This is a genomic window from Streptomyces sp. NPDC001351, from assembly GCF_042896045.1.
Taxonomy (GTDB): Bacteria; Actinomycetota; Actinomycetes; order Streptomycetales; family Streptomycetaceae; genus Streptomyces.
This window is the reverse complement of record NZ_JBIAWS010000005.1, coordinates 113,651-133,658: the sequence shown is the minus strand read 5'-3', so window position 1 is coordinate 133,658 and position 20,008 is coordinate 113,651. Positions and strand designations below refer to the sequence as shown.

General features: G+C 70.7%; 21 protein-coding genes. 11 read left to right on the top strand and 10 right to left on the bottom strand.

Features of this window, described 5'->3' with window-relative positions; all coding sequences use genetic code 11:
- Positions 1 to 110: 110 nt before the first annotated feature.
- The 5 genes from ACFY1U_RS19510 to ACFY1U_RS19490 are packed head-to-tail and all read right to left on the bottom strand — an operon-like array spanning position 111 to position 4,154.
- On the bottom strand, positions 111 to 392 hold the full coding sequence (locus tag ACFY1U_RS19510) for a hypothetical protein (RefSeq protein ID WP_390695350.1): 282 nt from the start codon (positions 390 to 392) through the stop codon (positions 111 to 113).
- Between the two features lie 22 nt (positions 393 to 414).
- The gene (locus ACFY1U_RS19505) at positions 415 to 1,560 is read right to left on the bottom strand and encodes an aryl-sulfate sulfotransferase (protein ID WP_390695349.1); all 1,146 of its coding nucleotides are present in this window, start codon (positions 1,558 to 1,560) and stop codon (positions 415 to 417) included.
- A gap of 28 nt (positions 1,561 to 1,588) precedes the next feature.
- Positions 1,589 to 2,587, bottom strand: a complete 999-nt coding sequence (locus ACFY1U_RS19500) for an ABC transporter substrate-binding protein (RefSeq protein ID WP_390695348.1) — start codon at positions 2,585 to 2,587, stop codon at positions 1,589 to 1,591.
- Between the two features lie 23 nt (positions 2,588 to 2,610).
- On the bottom strand, positions 2,611 to 3,339 hold the full coding sequence (locus ACFY1U_RS19495) for an ABC transporter ATP-binding protein (protein WP_390695347.1): 729 nt from the start codon (positions 3,337 to 3,339) through the stop codon (positions 2,611 to 2,613).
- A complete protein-coding gene (locus tag ACFY1U_RS19490; protein ID WP_390695346.1) occupies positions 3,336 to 4,154 on the bottom strand; it encodes an ABC transporter permease in 819 nt (272 codons plus the stop codon). The genes ACFY1U_RS19495 and ACFY1U_RS19490 overlap by 4 nt, the downstream gene beginning before the upstream one ends.
- Before the next feature lie 145 nt (positions 4,155 to 4,299).
- On the opposite strand from ACFY1U_RS19490, the gene ACFY1U_RS19485 reads away from it, so the two are divergent.
- The 5 genes from ACFY1U_RS19485 to ACFY1U_RS19465 all read left to right on the top strand — a co-directional run bounded on the left by ACFY1U_RS19485 (position 4,300) and on the right by ACFY1U_RS19465 (position 8,745).
- Positions 4,300 to 4,872, top strand: coding sequence for a helix-turn-helix domain-containing protein (locus ACFY1U_RS19485; RefSeq protein ID WP_390695345.1), 573 nt, complete (start codon positions 4,300 to 4,302; stop codon positions 4,870 to 4,872).
- Between the two features lie 291 nt (positions 4,873 to 5,163).
- Complete coding sequence (locus ACFY1U_RS19480) at positions 5,164 to 5,496, top strand: oligopeptide/dipeptide ABC transporter ATP-binding protein (protein WP_390695344.1); 333 nt, start codon at positions 5,164 to 5,166, stop codon at positions 5,494 to 5,496.
- A 123-nt stretch (positions 5,497 to 5,619) separates the two neighbouring features.
- The gene (locus ACFY1U_RS19475) at positions 5,620 to 6,771 is read left to right on the top strand and encodes an ABC transporter substrate-binding protein (RefSeq protein ID WP_390695343.1); all 1,152 of its coding nucleotides are present in this window, start codon (positions 5,620 to 5,622) and stop codon (positions 6,769 to 6,771) included.
- Positions 6,772 to 6,883: 112 nt separating this feature from the next.
- Positions 6,884 to 8,089 (top strand): sensor histidine kinase, encoded by a 1,206-nt coding sequence (locus tag ACFY1U_RS19470; RefSeq protein WP_390695342.1) that lies wholly within the window; start codon positions 6,884 to 6,886, stop codon positions 8,087 to 8,089.
- Positions 8,086 to 8,745 (top strand): response regulator transcription factor, encoded by a 660-nt coding sequence (locus tag ACFY1U_RS19465; RefSeq protein ID WP_390695341.1) that lies wholly within the window; start codon positions 8,086 to 8,088, stop codon positions 8,743 to 8,745. Before ACFY1U_RS19470 ends, ACFY1U_RS19465 begins: the two co-directional genes overlap by 4 nt.
- 59 nt (positions 8,746 to 8,804) lie before the next feature.
- Here ACFY1U_RS19465 and ACFY1U_RS19460 read toward each other — a convergent pair whose 3' ends face one another.
- On the bottom strand, positions 8,805 to 9,227 hold the full coding sequence (locus tag ACFY1U_RS19460; RefSeq protein ID WP_390695340.1) for a secondary thiamine-phosphate synthase enzyme YjbQ: 423 nt from the start codon (positions 9,225 to 9,227) through the stop codon (positions 8,805 to 8,807).
- 58 nt (positions 9,228 to 9,285) lie between these two features.
- Here ACFY1U_RS19460 and ACFY1U_RS19455 point away from each other — a divergent pair, with 58 nt between their 5' ends.
- The 5 genes from ACFY1U_RS19455 (at position 9,286) to ACFY1U_RS19435 (ending at position 13,396) form a co-directional block, all read left to right on the top strand.
- Positions 9,286 to 9,432 carry a putative leader peptide gene (locus ACFY1U_RS19455; RefSeq protein ID WP_390695339.1) on the top strand — a complete coding sequence of 49 codons (147 nt, stop codon included), beginning with the start codon at positions 9,286 to 9,288 and terminating at the stop codon, positions 9,430 to 9,432.
- Positions 9,433 to 9,557: 125 nt separating this feature from the next.
- The gene (locus ACFY1U_RS19450; protein WP_390695338.1) at positions 9,558 to 10,460 is read left to right on the top strand and encodes an ABC transporter permease; all 903 of its coding nucleotides are present in this window, start codon (positions 9,558 to 9,560) and stop codon (positions 10,458 to 10,460) included.
- Positions 10,433 to 11,173 carry an ABC transporter ATP-binding protein gene (locus tag ACFY1U_RS19445; RefSeq protein ID WP_390695337.1) on the top strand — a complete coding sequence of 247 codons (741 nt, stop codon included), beginning with the start codon at positions 10,433 to 10,435 and terminating at the stop codon, positions 11,171 to 11,173. Before ACFY1U_RS19450 ends, ACFY1U_RS19445 begins: the two co-directional genes overlap by 28 nt.
- A 41-nt stretch (positions 11,174 to 11,214) precedes the next feature.
- Entirely contained in the window at positions 11,215 to 12,237 is a 1,023-nt protein-coding gene (locus ACFY1U_RS19440; RefSeq protein ID WP_390695336.1) for an ABC transporter substrate-binding protein, read from the top strand.
- Positions 12,238 to 12,310: 73 nt separating this feature from the next.
- On the top strand, positions 12,311 to 13,396 hold the full coding sequence (locus ACFY1U_RS19435; RefSeq protein WP_390695335.1) for an NAD(P)-binding domain-containing protein: 1,086 nt from the start codon (positions 12,311 to 12,313) through the stop codon (positions 13,394 to 13,396).
- A gap of 16 nt (positions 13,397 to 13,412) precedes the next feature.
- Here ACFY1U_RS19435 and mltG read toward each other — a convergent pair whose 3' ends face one another.
- Together mltG and ACFY1U_RS19425 are read right to left on the bottom strand one after the other, a co-directional pair.
- Complete coding sequence (gene mltG / locus ACFY1U_RS19430; RefSeq protein WP_390695334.1) at positions 13,413 to 14,348, bottom strand: endolytic transglycosylase MltG; 936 nt, start codon at positions 14,346 to 14,348, stop codon at positions 13,413 to 13,415.
- Positions 14,349 to 14,391: 43 nt separating this feature from the next.
- The gene (locus tag ACFY1U_RS19425) at positions 14,392 to 16,203 is read right to left on the bottom strand and encodes an ABC transporter ATP-binding protein (RefSeq protein WP_390695333.1); all 1,812 of its coding nucleotides are present in this window, start codon (positions 16,201 to 16,203) and stop codon (positions 14,392 to 14,394) included.
- A 93-nt stretch (positions 16,204 to 16,296) separates the two neighbouring features.
- Here ACFY1U_RS19425 and ACFY1U_RS19420 point away from each other — a divergent pair, with 93 nt between their 5' ends.
- A complete protein-coding gene (locus tag ACFY1U_RS19420; RefSeq protein WP_390695332.1) occupies positions 16,297 to 16,749 on the top strand; it encodes a MarR family winged helix-turn-helix transcriptional regulator in 453 nt (150 codons plus the stop codon).
- 135 nt (positions 16,750 to 16,884) lie between these two features.
- Here ACFY1U_RS19420 and ACFY1U_RS19415 read toward each other — a convergent pair whose 3' ends face one another.
- The gene (locus tag ACFY1U_RS19415; protein ID WP_390695331.1) at positions 16,885 to 18,222 is read right to left on the bottom strand and encodes a cation:dicarboxylate symporter family transporter; all 1,338 of its coding nucleotides are present in this window, start codon (positions 18,220 to 18,222) and stop codon (positions 16,885 to 16,887) included.
- A gap of 168 nt (positions 18,223 to 18,390) precedes the next feature.
- Positions 18,391 to 19,986, bottom strand: coding sequence for a peptide-N4-asparagine amidase (locus ACFY1U_RS19410; RefSeq protein ID WP_390695330.1), 1,596 nt, complete (start codon positions 19,984 to 19,986; stop codon positions 18,391 to 18,393).
- Positions 19,987 to 20,008: the final 22 nt, after the last annotated feature.

Genomic DNA, 20,008 nt, shown 5'->3' with positions numbered 1-20,008 from the left:
GCCCGCCTCACGGCTACTCGTCGTCGGCGTCCTCGGCGGTGTCCGGGTCGCGGTCGTGGATGTCTCTGGGTTCCCCGACGCGCCCGGTGAAAGGGCCAGCTTGTCGATCGTCACGCCGCCGACGTTGGCGTCGTAGGTCCAGTGGGCGAGGGAGGTGTCGGCTGCCGGGCGCGGGCGAACCCGAGATCGGGCGTGACCTGCGCGGTGGGCCGCCGGCCCTGCCATGCGCGGTAGGAGCCGGACAGCGGCAGGGTCACCTGGTAGGCGCCCGTCTCGCGCCACTGCATCGTGATCTCCGTACCGAAACTGACCCTGGCGACGGTGAGGCCGCCGAGTTCGGTGACATCGAGAGCGCCGACCAGGTCCGAGACCCCATCGCGGCGGAGCGGCATGGCGACAGAGCCCCGCGCCCCTTCAGGGCGCTGTCGAACCGCAGTTGACTTCGCCCAGCCAGGGGAGCCGCTCGGGCCCGTAGCGGTAGGCGCGGAAGACGGCGTTCTGGGCGCCGCGTGAGGACTCCAGGCCGACACCCGTGCCGAACGTCCCGAAGTGGGGGACGATGTACTCCCATACCACGTCGCCCTCGGGCGTGATCTCGAAGAGGCGGCCGAAGGAGCCCTCGGCGACGAAGGTGTTGCCGTTCGGCAGGCGTTGGGCGCTGGACATGTAGGGGCTGTAGAAGTTCTGGGGCGGGTTGTCCTCGTACGCCCAGAGGATGCGCCGGCTGTGCCGGTCGACCTCGATGACGCGGCTGTAGGGGACGGACGTGGTGTCCCGGTAGGAGCCGTTGTCGAAGACGAGGATCGTGCCCGAGGACAGTTCGTGCGGGTAGTGCTGCTGGGCCAGGACGTCGGGGCCCAGGGTCCAGGTGATGTCGCCCGTCGCGCGGTCGACGATCACGGTGGTGGAGGCGCTGCGGAAGCCCACCATGACGCTGCCGTCGGCGAGTTCGTTGACCGTGTTGGCCATCGGCCAGTGCTCGCGGGCGAAGTGCGGGTTCAGAGGCGTGCCTTCGAGTGGCAGGTGCTCGAAGGAGGCCCAGCGCCAAAGGATTTCGCGGTCCCAGGTCATCTCGTAGACCACGTCTCCCCAGATGCGCCCGCCGGCTGCCTCCGAGCCCGGTACTCCTCCCGGTATCCGTGCGGCGAGGTGGTCCGGGACCGGCTCGACGGCCAGGAGGATCAGGTTGCCGTTGCGCAGCACGCTCGCGTCGTGGTGGTGGAAGGGATGGCGGGCCTCGCGCAGCACCGTGCCGTCGGGGGCGACGAGTTGGAGGATGCCGCCGTGGTAGACCTCCCAGATCGGGAACAGGGGGTCGGCGGAGGTGTCCTTGCCCTGGTAGAAGAGCGTGCCGTCGGGCAGGAGCTGGGCGTGGCGGCCGGGTGGATGGGCCAGGTGCCATGCGTGGACGGTCTCGCCGTGGATGTCGACGAGATACACCTCCCCGTCGCCGGCGATGGGCGTGTAGAGGGTGTGGCCGCCGTAGGAGCGTGCGGGGTCGTGGGCGCGCAGGCCGGTCCCGCGGCGGCGCAGGGTGTTCTGGTCGACGTTCGACGTCATGGGCGCTGTCCTGTTCTCGGTTCTTCGGTTACTTCGTGGGCATGGATACGGCGGTGGCGGCGGCCGTGGTGAGTGGGGCGCGGTCGATATGGCTCAGGAAGGTGGCCCGGTCCGAGGTACCCGCGAGTTTCTGCGCGGACTTGGCCCAGGCACCCTCGTCGAGGAGGAGGGCCAGCAGGGGTTTGTCGAGGGTGACGTCGTAGTCGTAGGCGGCAAAGTGGCCGTTGACGAAGGCGGGTTGGACGGCTCCCGCGGCCTGGGCGATGACTTCCTTGCGGGCGGTGGAGGGGTCCTTGGTGAGGGCGGTCGTTGCGGAGACGAGCGTGCGCAGGACGGCGGTGGTGGCGGAGGGCTTCGCGCCGGGGCCGGCGATGAGGAGGGTGCGGAACCGGTAGCCGTCGTAGCGGAGTTCGCGGTACTGTGCGCCGAGGGCCGTCTGCGTGGCGTCGTAGAAGGTGGGGAAGGTGAGGCCGGCGTCGATGTCGCCGCGCGCGAGGGACGCGGTGACCTGGTTGGGGGCGAGGTTGACCAGGGTGACGTCGGCGGGCTTGAGGCCGGCCTCGGCGAGCATGCCGGCCAGCGCGTACTGGACGTTCGTGCCCTCCGGCAGGCCCACTCTCCTGCCCTTCAGGCCGGCGAATGATGTGATGCCCGCGGACTTGGTGGTCAGCAGCCGCCAGTCGGTGAAGGAGGACAGGGCGGCCAGGACCTTGACGTCACGTCCGGCGAGGATCGCGGAGACGGCGGGCAGGTCGCCGACCACGCCGTACTGGGCCTGCCCGCCGAGGACGGCGTTGAGGGCGTCGCGGCCGGTGGCGAACGACTGGAGATGCGGGGTGAGGCTGTTCGATGCCCACCTTTTGTCCTGGGTGGCGGTGTACACGGGGGCTCCGCCGAGGTAGTCGCTGCCGGCGATGGTGACCTGGGTGGTGGCCGACTTGGTGTCCGTCGCTCCTGCGCAGGCAGTGAGGAGCAGCGCCGGTGTCACGGCCACGGCGGTGAGGAATCTGGGCAGGCGAAGGTGCACGGTAACTCCTGGGCGGGGGTGGGTCATTCGGAGCCGGTGCCGAGGCCGACAGCGGCGTCGAGCTGGGCGACGATGCGGGGAAGGAGATCGGGGCGGGAGGTGCCGCCCAGAGGGTGGTCGGCGATCACGCGGCCGGGCCCGGCGGCCATGACGACGATCCGCTGGGACAGAGCGAGCGCCTCGTCGACGTCGTGGGTGACGAAGACGACGGTGGTGCCGGTGCGTTGCCACAGCTCGGCGAGCAGCTGCTGCATCCGGCGGCGGGTGATGGCGTCGAGCGCGCCGAACGGCTCGTCCATCAGCAGGACCTGGGGCTCGGCGGCCAGCGCACGGGCCAGCGCGACCCGTTGCCGCATACCGCCGGACAGCTGCGCAGGGTGCTTCTCGGCCGCGTCTGCGAGGCCGACGTCGTCCAGGGCGGCGAGCGCGCGGTCCCGGCGCTCGGCGCGCGGCAGGCCGAACCGCTTGAGGGCGAACTCGACGTTGCCGCGCGCGGTGAACCAGGGCAGCAGCGCGTAGTGCTGGAAGACCACGCCCCGCTCTGGACCCGGACCGGTGACCGGCGCATCGTCCATCAGGACGCGCCCGCCCGACGGCGGCACGAAACCGGCGACGACGTTCAGCAGCGTGGACTTCCCGCAGCCGGTCGGCCCGAGCAGTGAGGTGAAGGAGCCCTCGGAGAACTCCAGGTCCGTGGCTGCGACGGCGAGGGCGTCGCCGTAGCGGACCTCCACGCCCTCCAGACGGATCATGACGTGCTCCAGTGGACGAGACGGCGCCCGGCGAGGGCGATGAGGGCGTCGGCGGCCAGACCCAGCAGACCGAGTTCGACGAGCCCGGCGAACATGTGGTCGGTGCGCAGGAACTGTCCGTCCACCTGGAGCCGGTAGGCGATCCCGCTCTGCGCCCCGCCCAACTCGGCGGCGACCAGGGCGAGGAGGGCGAGTCCGGCGCCGTAGCGCAGAGCGGCCACGACCGACGGGGCGGCGGCCGGCAGCAGCACCTCCGTCAGCCGGCGCCACGCCGGAACACCGAGGGTGCGGGCGGCGCGCAGATAGTCCGCCGGGATGCGGGCGACGCCGTCATGGACGTACAGCCACACGGCGAGAAAGACGGCGTACGCGATGACGAGGTGCTTGGCCCGTTCGCCGATGCCGAACCAGGCGGTGACCAGCGGGACGAGCGCGATCGCCGGGATCGGCCGCAGGAACGACATCACCGGAGAGACCAGGGCCGCGACGCCCGGCCGGTGCCCGGTCAGGAACCCGACCGCGATCCCGGCCGAGGCCCCGTAGGCGAAGCCCTGCCCGGCCCGCGCCAGGCTGGCCCGCAGGTCGGCGACCATGGTGCCGTCGGCCCCCATGGTGTGCGCGGCCTTCAGCGTCTGCCAGGGCGTGGGGACCAGCCCGTCGCCGAGGACCCCGGCGCGTGCGGCAGCCCACCACAGGAGGAGGACCAATCCCGCGGAGACGAGCGGCGCTCCCGCGGACGCCACCTTCCGGCGGCTGACGGTACGCCCGGGGGGTACCGCTTCCCGGCGTCCGGCCGGCAGCACGGCGCGAGCCATGACGAGGCCCCTTTCACTCACCCGATCCACTCGATATTGACGACGTCAATAATTCGCGTGGTCTATTGCAGCAGCATGTCGGCGGTATGAAACGTCCACCGGGCGCCGCCGACGGTCGATGTTCGACTGCGCTACCGTCGCTCCCGTGCGACGCCCCGACCCCACCCCCGAAGCCCTCGCCGTCGGCTCCGTGATCCGCGGACACCGCAAGCGCCTGGGCGTCTCCATGGCCGAACTCGCGGCCCGCTCGGGCCTGTCCCAGCCGTTCCTCAGCCAGCTGGAGCGCGGCCTGACCACCCCGAGCCTGACCTCGATCTACCGCATCGCCGAGGCCCTCGGCCTCCCGCCGGGCATCTTCCTGCGCCCCTCCAGCACCACCGACACCGTGGCCCACGACGACGACCCCCAGGTCATCCGGGTCAGCGAGAGTGCCGGACAGGTCGCCCGCGTCCTCATCCCCGGCGGCCGCAGCGACATCATGGAGGCGTACGAGCAGCACTTCGACCCGGGGCAGGGCGAGCGCCCGTGGTTCGAGCACACCGGGGAGGACTTCGTCTACGTACTCGAAGGCGAGGTCGACCTCGAACTACGCGGACAGGAACCGATCCGCCTCACAGCCGGCCACAGCGCCCACCACCGCGGCGACATCCCCCATCGCTGCCGCCTCATCGGCGACTCACCCGCCCGCACGCTGCTGGTCGTGACGCTGGCGGGCTGACACGTCGGTCCGCGCCGGCCACAGCACACACCGCCGCGGGCGGGAAGGGTCTGCGCATTCCGTTCAGGTCGACAGGGCGCCCGAGGGCGGCCTGCTCATCCACCGTGCTCGACGAGCGGGTGGAGCTTGTCCTTGATGTCCGGCGGCTCCTGGCGGCTGTGAGGACGGCGCGGTGGCGGCCTGTGCGGTCGAGGTGGGTTGTGCGGCTGGGACTTTGAACCCCTCAGCTCTGAGCCACCCGCGGAGGGTCTATGACGTCCGTCATGAGGCTGGGGCTCTCGGGGCTGACACGTGGTGCGGCACGTCTCCTACCGGATCGCGGTCATGCACCTCGGGGAGATCGTCGAACTCGCCGATACCGAGGCGCTGTTCACGGCATCGGCCCATCCGTACGCACAGGCGCTGCTGTCGGCGGTGCCGGACATCGACGACGGGACGCAGACCTCGTCCCGGGAGGGCATCGTGCCGACCGGGGAGGTGCCCCACCCGGTGGACAAGCCGTCGGGGCGCCCCTACCGGACCCGCTGCCGCTACGCGCAGGAGATCTGCTCGACGCAACGGCCCAGGCTCACCGCGACGGCCCTCGGGAGGCTCGCGGCCTGTCATTTCCCCCTCGCGGGCTGAGCGTTCAACCGAAGGGTTGAATCCAAGGGCATCCTATGGACGACGCGGAACGGCACGGCCGGTCGGCAGACTGGCCGCGCCGCCGCGTACGGAAGGTGGCGGCGGAATCAGGAGGCCCCCACCATGCCCAGCAACTTCAGCAGGCGTCGGCTGCTCACGACCGGTGCCGGTGTCGCGCTCGGCGGTGCCGCCGCCGTCGCCGCCGCGCAGAGCACTGCGAGCGCCGCCCCGGCCGTCGGCTCGTCGCTCACCGGTGTCCGCGAGGAGACCCGTTCTCTCGACGAGCTGTACGAGGCGGCGATCGCCGAGGGCGGCAAGCTCGTCCTCTACCAGGGCGGGGACGTGGACAGCCAGGCGGCCGGGGTGCGTGCCGCGTGGGCCGCGCGCTTCCCGAAGGTCGAGCTGACGGCCGTCGTGGACTACAGCAAGTACCACGACGTCCGCGTCGACAACCAGCTCGCCACCGGCACCCTGGTCCCCGATGTCGTCCAGCTCCAGACGCTCCAGGACTTCACCCGCTGGAAGCGTGAGGGCAAGCTGCTGCGCTACAAGCCGGCCGGGTTCTCCAAGGTCCACCAGGGCTTCAAGGACCAGGACGGCACCTGGAGCGCGCTCATGGTCATCGCTTTCAGCTTCATGTACGACGTCCAAGGCGCCGGGGCCAACGCGCCGAAGACCCCGCTGGACCTGCTCGATCCGCGCTGGAAGGGCGCGATCGCGTCCTCGTACCCGAACGACGACGACGCGGTCCTCTTCCTGTACACCCTCTACCAGCAGCGGTACGGCTGGGACTGGGTGGCGAAGTTCGCGGCGCAGCAGCCGCAGTTCGCGCGTGGCACGAACACCCCCGGTGCCGCGGTCAACGGCGGGACGAAGACCATCGGGGTCGGCGGCTCGGGCAGCCTGCTGTCCTCGTCGTCGACGGTCAAGTGGGTCGTGCCCGAGGGCGACCACCCGTTCATGGCGTGGGGCCAGCGTGCCGCGATCCTCAAGAAGGCGGCCCACCCGGCGGCCGCCAAGCTCTACATGAACTGGCAGCTGTCCGAGGAGCGCCAGAAGGCCAGCTTCAACGGCTGGTCTGTGCGCACCGACGTCACCCCGAACGCCAACCTGAAGCCGGTGTGGGAGTTCCCGAACGCCCACGTCGACGAGTTCCCGAGGTTCATGGAGGACCGGGCGACGGTCGAGCGGATGAAGCAGACGTTCTCCCTGTACTTCGGTGAGGTCCAGGGCGCTCCCTCGCCCGGCTGGCTCGGACTGCACCCGGGGGCCTGACATCAGCGCGAGCACGGCTTCGCCTGGGCGTTTACAGCGATCACACAGGTCACGGCATACACTCCGTGCCCTGTTGTCACCGCCGCCCGGCCCGCCCCAGGGAGCCGCAGCCGTGCCCGTCACCGCTCTCGCCGTCCGCCGGTCCGCCGTGTCCGCGCGGCACCTGCCGCACCTGGTGTTCCTGGTCGCGGCCGGCGGCACCCTCGTCCGGCTCGTCCAGTTGAACAACGAGCTGTGCTGGCGGGTCGCGCCGGCCACGGCGGCCATGGCCCTGCTGTACGCGGTCGGGCTGAGCCGGTGGGACCGGCTCGGCCGGGCCCGGACCCTGCTGCTCGGTGTCCTTCTGCTGCTGTGGGCTTCGGTGGCCTGGGCCCTGTGGGGTCCGCTCGCCTCCGGGTACGCGTGGCTGGCGGTGCCCTTCGCGGTCCTGGCGATGCGGATGCCCACGCGCGCGGAGCGGGCCGTGGCCCTCGGCGTGATCACGGCCCTGCTGCTGGCCGTCCTGGTGCGGGCGTACGGCGCCGTCGACCCCGACGTGCTGGCACCGCCGGTCACCGCCGTCTGGGCCACCGCGCTGCTGTACCGCCACCAGCAGCGGCTCACCCAGGAGCTGGCCGGCACCCGCGGGGCGCTGGCGCGGCAGCAGCGTGAGGCCGGGCGGCTGGCGGAGCGGGCGCGGATCGCCCGGGACCTGCACGACACGCTCGCGCAGGAGATCGCCGGCAGCCGGATGTTGCTCCAAGCCGCCGAGCGTGACTGGGAGCGCCGTCCGGAGGCGGCCCGCAGGCAGGTGCGGGTGGTCACCGAAGCGCTCGGCGACCATCTCGCGCAGACCCGCGGCATCATCCAGGACCTCACCCCGCCGGTGCTCGCCGAGGATGGTCTGGAGTCGGCGCTGCGCGACCTGTGCGCCCGCACGGACACCACGGCCGGCACGCCCCGGATCTCCTTCCGTACCGAGCACGACGCCTGCCCGCTGCCGACCGAGCACGCGGTCGCCCTGCTGCGGGTCACCCAGGGGCTGCTCGCCAACGCGTGCGAACACGCGAGCGCCGACCAGGTGCAGGTGACCCTGGTGTACGGCGAGGAGGGGACGGCGGCCGTCGAAGTGCGCGACGACGGGACCGGCTTCGACCCGGACGCCGTGCGGTCCGCCGGGGACAGCAGGGGCTTCGGGCTCGGCGGGGCGCGGGAGCGGCTGGTCGCGTTGGGTGGTTCGCTCGCCGTGGACAGCACGCCGGGACGGGGCACGCGCGTGCGTGCGTCGCTGCGGGACCCGGCGCACGCGGTGGACCGGATCCCGGTGGGCGCCCGATGAGCGAGGCCGTCGAGCCCCCGCTGCGGATCCTGATCGTCGACGACCACACCGTCGTACGAGCCGGTCTGCGCGCCCTGTTGGAGGGCGAGCCCGGTTTCGACGTGGTCGGCGAGAGCGGGGACGGGCTCGCAGCGGTACGGCTGGTCCAGCGGCTCGGTCCCGACGTCGTGCTCATGGACCTGCGCCTTACGGAGCCGGGCGCGGCGGGCGGCAGTATCGACGGCATCGAGGCGACCCGTCGGATCCTCGACGTCGACGCGCGCGTACGGGTCGTCGTGCTCACCAGCTACGGCAGCCAGGCCGACGTACTGCGGGCCGTGGAGGCGGGGGCGCGCGGGTACGTCCTCAAGGCGGGCCCACCCGAGGAACTGTTCCGCGCGGTGCGGGCCGCGGCGACCGGGGGTCTGGCGCTGGCCCCGGAGGCCGCCGCCAGTGTCCTGGGGCGCGCGGCCGAACCGCCGCTCAGCGAGCGGGAGATCGAGGTCGTACGGCTCCTCGCGCAGGGGCACAGCAACCGGGCGATCGCCGGTGCGCTCTTCCTGGCCGAGGCGACGGTGAAGACCCACCTCGTCCGCATCTACCGCAAGCTCGGCGCCGAGAACCGAGCGGCCGCGGTCAGCGAGGCCGTCCGGCTCGGGCTGATCGAGCTGGTCTGACGCGCCGCCGGATAGAGGGTGAGTCCGCTGTATCGGCTTTGGAGCCAGGGCGATCTTGCTCAGCCCAGGAAGCTCAGTCGAATCTGACGGTTGACATTGTCTTTGTTGGTATCGACCAGGCATACCGACTGCCAAGTCCCCAACTCCAGCCGTCCGCCCACCACAGGCAGCGTCGCGTGCGGCGGTACGAGTGCCGGGAGGACGTGGTCGCGGCCGTGGCCGGGGCTGCCGTGGCGGTGCTGCCAGCGGTCGTCGGCGGGGAGGAGAGTGTGGAGGGTGGCGAGGAGGTCGTCGTCGCTGCCGGAACCCGTTTCGAGGATCGCGATTCCGGCAGTTGCGTGGGGGACGAAGACGTTGAGGAGGCCGTCTCGGCCGGCGGCCGCCTCCCGCAGGAAGGCCTCGCAGTCGCGGGTCAGGTCGACGACCTGCTCCGTGGAGCCGGTGGCTACGTTCAGGACTCGGGTGGTGAAGGCATCTGACATGCCCCCATCCTGACCCATACGCCGGGTTTCACAGGTCAACGGCGGTTCGCTGGTTGGTATGGGTGGTCCAGTCCGCGAGACGCCATTGACCGTGCACGGACGACCTGGCTACTTTCGCCCCATGTTGCGTTCAGCCATGCTCACCACGCGCGGTCACATCGACCTGCTGCGGGTGGCCTCCGCCGCGTGTCGCCGCGGCTGCTGACGCCTTCCCACTTTTTCCCACTCCCCCCTTGCCTGCACTCCGCCCTACCCGCACGCTCCGCGTGACGCGGCGGCGCTGAGGCACGCACCCCCCTCACCGGACGCTCACCTCCCCATGGAGCACCCATGAGCATCAGCCATGCCCCGCCCGGCTCCTCGGAACCTGATATTTCCTCTATATCCCCATCGAGAAGGGCCGATGTCGACTCCGGCGACTCGGCATCCCTCGAGCTCACCCCCATCGTCCCCGTCTCCTCTCGCCGCGCCCGCATCCCGCGCTGGCTGCGCCGCACCGCAGGCCCCCTCCTGTTGCTCGCCCTGTGGCAACTCCTCAGCGCCACCGGCGTGTTGGCGTCGGACGTCCTCGCCTCGCCCGGCCGGATCGCCCAGGTCGCCGGGGATCTGATCGGCGACGGTTCGCTGGCCTCCGCCATGGGCACCTCGCTGCAGCGCGTGGCGTTCGGGCTGCTCCTCGGCACCGTCATCGGAACCGGACTCGCGCTGGTCTCGGGCCTGTTCAGGATCGGCGAGGATCTCGTGGACGCGCCGGTGCAGATGCTGCGAACCGTGCCGTTCGTGGGTCTGATCCCGCTGTTCATCATCTGGTTCGGCATCGGTGAGGCCCCGAAGGTCGCCATCATCACGCTCGGTGTGACCTTCCCGCTCTACCTCAATGTGTACGCCGGAATCCGCGGTGTGGACGCCCAGTTGATCGAGGCCGGGGAGTCCCTGGGCCTCTCCCGCTGGGGGCTCGTGCGGCACGTCGTGCTGCCGGGGGCGCTGCCCGGCGCGCTGACCGGGCTGCGCTACTCCCTCGGCATCGCGTGGCTGGCGCTGGTCTTCGCCGAGCAGGTCAACGCCGACGCCGGCATCGGCTTCCTGATGGTGCAGGCGCGGGACTTCCTGCGCACCGACGTGATCGTGGTCTGCCTGATCGTCTACGCCTTCCTCGGCCTGCTGGCCGACTTCATCGTCCGTTCCCTCGAGAGGCTGCTGCTGCAATGGCGACCGACGTTCACCGGCCGGTGACCCCGCGGACTGCGGTACGAGTCGAGGGGCTGACCCGCTCCTTCGACGGCCGTGCCGTCATCGACAACCTTCAACTCGACGTGCGGCCGGGCGAGTTCGTCGCCCTACTCGGTCGCAGCGGCTGCGGCAAGTCCACCCTGCTGCGCATCCTGGCGGGCCTCGACCGCGACATCGAGGGCACCGTCCTGGTGCCGCGCCGCAAGGCCGTCGCCTTCCAGGCGCCACGGCTGATGCCATGGAAGAAGGTGTGGCGCAATGTGCTGCTCGGCCTGCCTGGAAAGCCCCCACGCGCCGTCGCCGAACAGGCCCTGGACGAGGTCGGCCTCGGCCACCGCTCCGACGCCTGGCCGAAGACCCTCTCCGGCGGCGAGGCCCAGCGCGCCTCCCTCGCACGGGCCTTGGTCCGCGAGCCCGATCTGCTGCTGCTCGACGAGCCGTTCGGCGCCCTCGACGCGCTCACCCGCATCAAGGCGCAGCGCCTGGTGGGCGAGTTGTGGCAGCGCCGGGGCTGCGCGGTGCTGCTGGTCACGCACGACGTCGAGGAGGCCGTCCTGCTGGCCGACCGCGTCCTGGTGATGGACGACGGTGTCATCGCGCACGAGCAGGAGATCGATCTCGACCGGCCGCGCGACATCACGGACCCCCGGTTCGCCGAGCTGCGCGCCGGGCTGCTGGAACGGCTCGGCGTCGACACCGCCGCCGAAGCCGCCTGAACTCCCCTCCCCCACCTCAGTTGCACAGAACGGATCCACCCATGCGACGACGTCTCGTCCCTGCCGCGCTGCTCCTGCCCTTCGCTCTCCTGCTCACCGCCTGCGGCGGGAACTCGTCCGCGAGCACGGCGACCGGCACCGACGGCAAGGGCTCGCTCACCCTCAACGTCGGTGACCAGAAGGGCGGTTCCGAAGCCATCCTGCGGGCCGCAGGGGAGCTCAAGAACCTCGACTACAAGATCAAGTGGTCCACCTTCACCTCCGGACCGCCGCTGCTGGAGGCCGTCAACGCCAAGGCCGTCGACATCGGCGGCGTCGGAAACACCCCGCCGGTGTTCGCCGCCGGCGCGGGTTCGAAGATCACGGTCGTGGCCGCCTTCCACGGCACCTCCAAGGGCGACGCCATCCTCGTACCGAACGACTCGAAGCTGTCGAAGCCCCAGGACCTCAAGGGCAAGTCGGTCGCCGTGGCGCAGGGTTCGTCCGCCAACTACCAGCTGGTCGCCTCCCTCAAGGCGGCCGGGCTGAGCCTGAGCGACGTCAAGGTCAAGTATCTGCAGCCGGCCGACGCGCTGGCCGCGTTCACCTCCGGCAAGGTGGACGCGTGGGCGGTCTGGGACCCGTACACCTCGCAGATCCTGCAGGGCAAGCAGGGCCGGGTCCTCACCACCGGCGAGGGCGTCACGAACGGCCTGACCTTCCAGGTGGCGGCGCCGAGCGCGCTGCAGGACCCGAAGAAGGCCGCCGCCATCAAGGACTATCTGGAGCGGCTGCGGCGGGCCACGACGTGGGTCTACGGCCACCAGGAGGAGTGGGCGAAGGTCTGGGCGAAGGACACCGGTCTGCCCTACGAGGTGGCGCTGGCCTCCGTGCGCCGCACCAACGCCACCCGGATCTCGGTCGCCGTCGACAAGCCGCTCATCGCCTCCGAGCAGCAGATCGCGGACGCCTTCACCGGCCTGAAGCTCATCCCGAAGAAGGTCGACTTCGGCGCCTTCGTGGACACCCGCTACAACGGCAAGCTGCCGGCCTCCACCACGCCCGCCCGGGCGTCCGAGGGCTGAGCATTTCACCCCGGTCGGCACATCACGGCCCCACCGCGGGAAGATCCACGGCACCCATGCGGTTAGTGGAAACGTGAACAACACGCGCGAGGTCGAGGTAGTCGTCGTGGGCGCTGGGCAGGCGGGTCTGTCCAGCGCCTACCACCTGCGGCGCACCGGTTTCGAGCCGGGGCGTGACTTCGTGGTGCTCGACCACTCCCCCGGGCCGGGCGGCGCCTGGCAGTTCCGGTGGCCGTCGCTGACCTACGGCAAGGTGCACGGCATGCATGCGCTGCCGGGCATGGAGCTGACCGGCGCCGATCCGGCGCGGGCCTCGTCCGAGGTGATCGCCGAGTACTTCGCCTCGTACGAGCGCACCTTCGATCTGCGGGTCCGGCGTCCCGTCGATGTGCATGCGGTACGGGAGGGCGCGGGCGGGCGGTTGCTCGTCGAGACCTCGGACGGCGACTGGTCGGCGCGGGCGCTGATCAACGCGACCGGTACCTGGGACCGTCCGTTCTGGCCGCGCTATCCCGGTCAGGAGAGCTTCCGGGGGCGGCAGTTGCACACGGCGCAGTACCCCGGGCCCGAGGCGTTCGCCGGGCAGCGGGTGGTCGTGGTGGGCGGGGGTGCCTCGGGTACGCAGCATCTGCTGGAGATCGCCCCGTACGCGGCTGCCACCACCTGGGTGACCAGGCGGCCGCCGGTCTTCCGTGAGGGCCCCTTCACCGAGGACGTGGGGCGGGCGGCCGTCGCGCTCGTCGAGGAGCGGGTGCGGCAGGGACTGCCGCCGAAGAGTGTCGTCTCGGTCACCGGACTGCCGCTGAACGACGCGGTCCGGCAGGGCATCGCGGACGGGGTTCTCGACCGTCGGCCCATGTTCGACCGGATCACCCCGGACGGGGTGGAGTGGAACGACGGACAGCGGGTGCAGGCCGACGTCATCCTGTGGGCCACCGGGTTCCGGGCGGCCATCGACCATCTGCGACCGCTGCGGCTGCGCGAGCCGGGCGGCGGGATCCGCGTCGAGGGCACGCGTTCGGTCACCGATCCGCGGGTCCATCTCGTCGGCTACGGACCCTCGGCCAGCACCATCGGCGCCAACCGGGCTGGCCGGGCCGCCGTACGGGACATCCGGCGACTGCTGGCCGGGCAGCCGACCGAGCCCGTCGCCGCCTGACGGCCGGTTCCGCGGGCTACTTCGTGGCCGGCGGAGCGGGGCTGTTCTGCACGGTCTGCGGAGCGGAGCTGCTCTGGACGGTCTGCGGGGCAGGGCTGCTCTGCGTCGCCTGTGGAGCGGTGCCGTTCTGCCGGGCGTTGAACTCCGCCACATTGCGCTGGTGCTCGGCGAAGTCCGCGGTGAAGCGGGTGTCGCCCGGCTTGACCGTGACGAAGTACAGCCAGTCGCCCGCGGGCGGGTTGATCGCGGCGCGCATCGCCTCCTCGCCAGGGTTGTTGATCGGGGTCGGCGGCAGGCCCATGCGCTGGTAGGAGTTGTAGGGGCTGGCGAGCTTCGTGTCGTCGGCGCTCGTCTTCAGGGTGGCGCGCTTGAGGGCGTAGTTGAGGGTGGAGTCCATCTGCAGCGGCATCCCGCGCTCGAGCCGGTTGAAGACGACCCGCGCCACCTTGCCCATGTCGGCCTTCGAGGCGGCCTCGGCCTGCACGATGCTGGCGACGGTGACCGCCTGGTAGACGTTCATCGCGTTGTGCTGTGCGCCGGCCGCGACCGGGGCGCCGTTGAACTTCTTGTTGGCGGTGTTGACCATGAACGACAGCAGCGACTCGGGCGTCGTCTTCTTCGTGACGGGATAGGTCGCGGGGAAGAGGTAGCCCTCCGGGTTGCCCGCCGCGTCCGTCGGCAGCTTCAGGCGGGCCTTCGGGAGTGCCTTCTCGGTGCTGCCGGCGGGCAGGGCGAGGGCCTTGTCGACGGCGGCGTAGACCTGGCTCGCACGCCAGCCCTCCGGGATCACGAGGGAGGCGGGCTTGGCCTCCTCGACGCCGTGCCGCGCGGTCAGCAGCGGCACCACCACGGCGGCGCCGGCCGTCACGGCTCCGGTCGCGAGGAGGATGAGGACGAGTCGGCCCCGGCGCGTCAGTCGAATCGTGCCCCGTGGCGGAATGTTCTGATGCATGCGGGCACGGTAACCCGCATATCACCATAAACCCGACAGATCTTCAGCCTGTCGGTTCCAGTTGGGCATCCCGGCGTACGAGCGCCGCGTACCGCCCGTCCCGATCCAGCAGTTCTTCGTGTGTGCCCCGTTCGGCGACGCGGCCGGAGTCGAGGACCACGATCTGGTCGGCGCCCCGGACGGTGGACAGGCGGTGCGCGATGGTGAGCGTGGTGCGGTTGGCCGACAGGGCGTCGATGGCCTCCTGGACGGCCGCCTCGGTGCGGTTGTCCAGGGCGCTGGTCGCCTCGTCGAGGATCAGTACGGGCGGGTCGCGCAGGATGGTGCGGGCTATCGCCAGGCGCTGCTTCTCGCCGCCGGAGAAGCGGTGGCCGCGTTCGCCGACGACGGTGTCGTACCCGTCGGGCAGCGCCGCGATGTGGTCGTGGATCTGGGCCGCCCTGGCCGCCGCGTGCAGTTCCTCGTCGGTGGCGTCCGGCTTGGCGAAGCGCAGGTTCTCGGCGACCGAGGCGTGGAAGAGATACGTCTCTTGGGAAACGACGCCGACCGCGCGTGCGAGGGTGTCGAAGTCGAGGTCGCGGACGTCGACGCCGTCGAGGGTGACGCGGCCGCCGGTGACGTCGTAGAGCCGCGGGACGAGATAGCCGAGCGTCGACTTGCCCGCACCGGTGGGGCCGACGACGGCGAGGCTGCTGCCGGCGGGGACGGTGACGTCGATGCCGTCGAGGGTGGGGCCCCTCTGGTTGTCGTTGCTGTCGTATCGGAACGAGACGTCCTCGAAGCGGACCTCGCCCTTGATCCGGTCGAGGTGGACCGGGTTCTCCCGCTCGGTGATGTCGATCGGCAGGTCGAGGTATTCGAAGATGCGCTGGAAGAGCGCGAGCGAGCTCTGGATCTGCACGCCGGTCGACAGCAGGCTGACCGCCGGGCGGAACAGGCCCTGCTGGAGCGAGACGAAGGCGACGATGGTGCCGATGGAGATGCCGGGGCCGCCCGTCTGGAGGGCGATGCCCGCGGTCCAGTAGATGACGGCCGGCATGGCGGCCATGACGATCGTGATGACGGCCATCCGCCAGCGGCCGGACATGTTCGACCTGACCTCGAGGTCGACCAGTTCCTCGGACTCCTCGGCGAAGGACTTCGTCAGCGAGTCGGAGCGGCCCATGGTGCGGCCCAGCAGGATGCCGCTGACGGAGAGCGACTCGGTGACCGTGGCGGCCATGGCGGCCATCTGCTTCTGGCGCTCGGTGGTGATCTTCTTGCGTTCCCTGCCGACGCGGCGGCTGATCCACACGAAGACCGGGAGCAGCAGCAGCGAGACGACGGTCAGGCGCCAGTCGAGGGCGATCATCGCGACGATCGTGGCGACCACGCTGGTCAGGTTGGAGACCAGGGAGGTGGCGGTGGAGGTGACGGTGGCCTGCATGCCGCCGATGTCGTTGGCTATGCGGGACTGGACCTCGCCGGTACGGGTGCGCGTGAAGAACGCGAGCGACATCCGCTGCAGCCGGCCGTAGACGGCGGTACGCAGGTCGTGCATGACGCGCTGGCCGACCGTCGTGGAGATCAGCGTCTGCAGCACGCCGAAGACGCTGTTGAGGACGGCGCTGAGGATCATGCCGAGCGCGAGCAGGCTGAGCAGGCCGGTGCGGCCCTGGGGGATCGCGACGTCGAGGGTCGCCTTCAGCAGGAAGGGCGTGGCGACGGACACCAGCGAGGCGGCGCCGACCAGCAGGCCGACCACGGCGAGCCGGGCGCGGTAGGGGCGGAAGAGCTTCAGGATGCGGCGCACCTGCCGGGGTTGCTCCTTGGCATCGGCCGGCGGTGTCCAGCGGGGTTCTCGATCGGGGTGCAATGGACTCCTAGGGAGTGAGGTGACGAAGACGGGCGGAGCCTAGCTCATTGTTACCTATGCTCACAATGAATGAGGTCCTGATATTGTTCCCGTATGGCCACCCCCGATTCCGACAGCCTGCTCGCCGAGCAGCTGCTGCGGTTCACCCGCCGTGTGCACCGCATCCAGAAGCGGCACATCGAGCAGTGCGGCCTGGGCGTCACCCCGGCCCAGTCCCGGCTGCTGCGCACACTGGCGCACTGGAGCTCACCACCGCGCATGGCCGACCTGGCCGAGCGCCTCGAGGTGGTACCCCGGGCGGTGACCACCCTGGTCGACGGGCTGGAGGCGAGCGGCAAGGTGCGGCGGGTGCCGGATCCGACCAACCGCCGGGTGATCCGGATCGAGCTCACGGATGACGGCCGTAAGGCGCTGAGCGAATTGCGGGGAGCGCGCAGGTCCGCCGCCGCGGAGATTCTCGCGCCGCTGAGCGACGATCAGCGTGAGGCGCTGGGCGGTCTGCTGGACACTCTGGTGGACGGGGGGCCGGAGCGACGCTGCGGGTAGGGGCATAACGGCGCGTTGGCGGCTGCGAGTGGTTCGTGGCTGCTAGCGCAGTTCCCCGCGCCCCTTGGGGCGCGGGGAACTGCGCTAGCAACCCTCCACTCACCCGCAGCCGCCAACGAAACAACAAGCCCCGAGCTACTGGGCGACCGGTACCGCCGCCTCCGGCGCCTCCTCCGCTTCGGCCACGGCCCCGCCGTCCAGGACCCGCTTCGCCTGCTCCACGTCCAGCGCCCCCTCCCAGCGGGAGACGGCGAACACGGCGACGCAGTTGCCGAGCAGGTTCGTCACCACCCGCATCGAGTCCATGATCCGGTCCACGCCCAGCAGCAGCGCCACCGCTCCGGCCGGAATGGCCCCCAGCGAGGAGGCGGTCGCGGACAGGGCGAGGAAGGCGGAGCCGGGGATGCCCGCCATGCCCTTGCTGGTCAGCATCAGCACCAGGACGACGGTGATCTGCTGGCCCAGGCTGAGGTCGACGCCGACGGCCTGGGCGATGAACAGCGTGCCGATGGAGAGGTAGAGCGAGGCGCCGTCGAGGTTGAAGGAGTACCCGGTCGGCAGTACCAGGCCCACCGCGTCGTCGCGGGCACCGGCCCTGCGCAGCTTCTGCATCACACGCGGCATGACGGACTCGGTCGACGCGGTACCGAGCGCGAGGAGCATCTCCTCGCGGATGTAGCGCAGGAACTTCCACAGGCTCAGCCCGGTGACCATGCGCAGGGCGACGGCGAGCAGGGCGATGAACAGCGCCGCGGCGACGTAGCACAGGATGATCAGCTTGGCGTAGGTCTCGATCACTCCGAGCCCGTACTGGCCGATCAGGACGGCCATCGCGCCGAACACCGCGATCGGGGCCAGTCGCATCACGAAGCCGACGATCGCGAAGATGATCTCCTGGGCCTGCTCGATGGCGGGCAGCACCTGGGGCACCTTGGTGTGACCGAGGTGGAGCAGCGCGGCGCCCACCAGACAGGCCAGGATGAGCACCTGCAGCAGGGAGTTCTCGGCGAAGGCGCCGATGAAACTGGTGGGCAGCGCGTTGACGATGAACTCGGTCGTCGAGGGCAGCGCGCCGCCGCCCGTCTTCGCGTCGACCGCTTTGGTGCTCAGCGTGGAGGGGTCGACATGCATGCCCGAACCGGGCTGGACGACGTTGGCGGCGACCAGGCCGATGATCAGCGCCGCGGTGCTGGCGACCTCGAACCAGATCAGGGCCTTGAGCCCGATCCGGCCGAAGGCCTTGAGGTCGCCGGCCTTGGCGATGCCGACGACGACCACGCAGAACACCAGCGGCGAGATGATCGTCTTGATGAGCCGGGTGAAACCGTCGCCGAGCGGCTGGAGATCCGCGGCGAAGCCGGGCCACAGCTTCCCGACGACGATTCCGAGGACGAGCGCGCAGAGGACCTGCGCGAACAGAGAGGTACGCAGTATGCGTGCGACGCGTCGCGGGGACGGGACGGACGGCGGCACGGGCACTCCTAGTGGGGACGTCAACCTCACAGAAGCCGGGGAGACTTCTGCGATACGGAAAGCGGCTTCCGTGACGATCACTTTCACGCCCCGGATGATCCCGCCCGCAACCTCCGTGTTGCGGGCATGTAAATCACCTCCCGTGTGACGCATCGCACACAACTGGCCTCAGCAGCCGTCCCGTTCCTCCGTGAGCACCCCCTGAACGGTCGTCAGGGAGCGGTCGTAGCAGCCCGCCGAGCCGTACAGCCGGTAGCGCTCACTCGTCGTGCCGACCGCGTGCCGCTGATCGCGCGGGACGCCCGTCGTGTAGGTGGCATCGCCGCTGACCGTGTCGTCCAGCCGCGACCAGCCCGTCAGCCTGCCGCCGCGCGACTCGACGACGGCGGCACGGTCGCCGAGCGTCAGCACGGTGCGCAACCGGGCGTCGTCGCCGATCGTGGTCGAGCCGTTCATCGTGTACGTGCGGTGGGTGAGCGTCATACGGGCCGGTCCGCGCCCGTCGACGGTGACCGACTCGTCGTCGGTCCACTTCGCGTCGAGGCCGTCCGTGTTCTCGCCGTCGGTCCACCGGTGGGTGGAGGTGTTGGCGAGCGTGCGGCTGACCGTGGTGGTCACGCGCCCGTGCGAGGTGTCGACATATCCGGAGACGGTCAGCCGGTGACCGGCCTCGGTGTCCACCCGCTCCGGTGAACCAGCCGTGTACGTCGAGGAGTTCGCGAGGTTGCCCGCGCGGTCCACGGTGAGCTTCCCGGGCACGTGCGCCCGCCCGGCGTCCTGCCACACCAGCACGTCGACCGGCGCGCTCCAGCCGCTCTGCCCCTCGGGCACGCCCACGACCGAGACGTCGACCTTGTGCGGGCGGCCGTCGTTGAGCAGCCCCGCGAAGGGTGTCAGGTCGTATTCGATCGGCTTGACGTCGAAGGCGCGCGGTGCCGGAACGACGTACCAGAGGAAGGGGTTGGACCAGCCCCCGGTCCACACGTGCGGGAACGGTGCGGCGATTCCGGCCAGTTGGCCGTCGACCTTGATCTGCACCTCGCGGTAGGGCCCGCCGTCGGCCTGGCAGGAATACGGCGCCTTGCCGGGCACGGCCAGGTACCAGAACTCCTCGCAGCCGCCGCCCGATCCGGTGGCGTACACCTCGGCGAGGATGCGTTCGCTGTTGCGCGGGGTGGTGAGGGTGTTGCCGTCGCCGAGAGTGAGGACCTTGTCGGCGGGCGCCGCGGCCGGTTTGCCCGGGTAGAAGGTGAGGGTGACCTTGACGTCGAGGACGCCGGTGTAGGTGTCGTCGACGACGTTCCCGATGAGCATCTCGACGTCCTGGCTGCTGCGGAAGGTGTCGCTGTAGCGCGTGACGTCCTTCTCGACGGACCACGCGATGCCGTCGGGCGAGGGCTCGGGGGTGGAGGTGCGCAGGATCTCGACCCCGCCGACGTGCAGATAGCCGAGCCGGTCGAACTGCCGCCCCTTGACCTTGCCGTCGAGGCGCAGCACCACCTTGCTCCAGCGGTCGCCACAGCCCTTGGGTGGTGTGTACGTTCCTCTGTAGGGGGTGAAGTCCTTGAACTGCGCCTCGGCGAGCGTGACTTGGCAGGACTTGCCGGCCGGTCCGTCGACGGGCGGAGCCGCTGTCACCGGGTCGTGCCAGTCGGTGCCGAACTCGGCGGGAGTGTCGGCGGCGCCGGCCGGCCCCGCCCCGAGGAGGGTGCTCGCCAGCAGGGTCGCTCCGGCGAGCATGGACATGACGATCCGTCTCTTCATGGCCCGTGTTCTACGGGGAGTT